The sequence below is a fragment of the Nonomuraea sp. 3N208 genome, assembly GCF_052245935.1.
Lineage (GTDB): Bacteria > Actinomycetota > Actinomycetes > Streptosporangiales > Streptosporangiaceae > Nonomuraea.
Map to the genome: position 1 here is coordinate 1 of NZ_JBQQBR010000187.1, position 751 is coordinate 751.

Sequence of the window (751 nt, forward strand, 5' to 3'; positions counted from 1 at the left end):
GGTGCCGTTCTTCGCGATCCTGCTCCTGGCCGACCTGCAGTCGGTGTCGAAGGACCTGTACGAGGCCGCCGCCGTGGACGGCGCGAGCCGGATGCGCAGATTCCTGCACATCACGCTGCCGCACCTGCGGGACGCGATCATCCTGTCCACGCTGCTGCGCTCGGTGTGGGAGTTCAACAACGTCGACCTGCTCTACACGCTGACCGGCGGGGGTCCCGCACACCAGACCACCACGCTGCCGCTGTACGTCGCGCAGCAGGCAGCCCAGTCCCACGACTTCGGCTACGCCACCGCGCTGACCACGGTCGCGTTCCTGATCCTGACCTTCTTCTCCATCGCCTACCTGCGGCTGAGCAAGTTCGGAGCCAAGTCATGACCATGGTGACCGAGCGCCCGTCGGTGACCAGCTCGCGACAGGCCGCGCCGGCTCCGAGCGCGAACCGGGTGTCGCGGTGGCAGATCTACGTCCCGCTGGGGTTGTACCTGCTGTTCACGCTGGTGCCTTTCTACTGGATGCTGGTCTTCGCGTTCCGGCCGCGGGGGTCCACGTCGATCGTGCCGTGGCCGATCACGTTCGAGCACTTCGACACGGTCTGGAATGGGATGGGCTTCGCCATCTTCTTTCAGAACAGCCTGCTCGTCGGCCTCGCCTCCCTGGTCGCCACCACGGTCGTCGCCCTGGCCGGCGGCTACGCGCTGGCCCGGTACCAGTTCAGGGGCAAGGGCGCGTTCATGGTGGGGATGCTGTGCA

The 751-nt window shown here is 66.8% G+C and carries 1 protein-coding gene and 1 pseudogene; both read left to right on the forward strand.

The features are described from left to right. Positions 1 to 376: carbohydrate ABC transporter permease (locus ACTWPT_RS60155; RefSeq protein ID WP_443186506.1), on the forward strand; the 376-nt coding region annotated here is incomplete at its 5' end. After that, positions 373 to 751 (forward strand): annotated as a pseudogene (locus ACTWPT_RS60160) (carbohydrate ABC transporter permease); the annotation flags it as partial. The gene ACTWPT_RS60155 and the pseudogene ACTWPT_RS60160, both read left to right, overlap by 4 nt.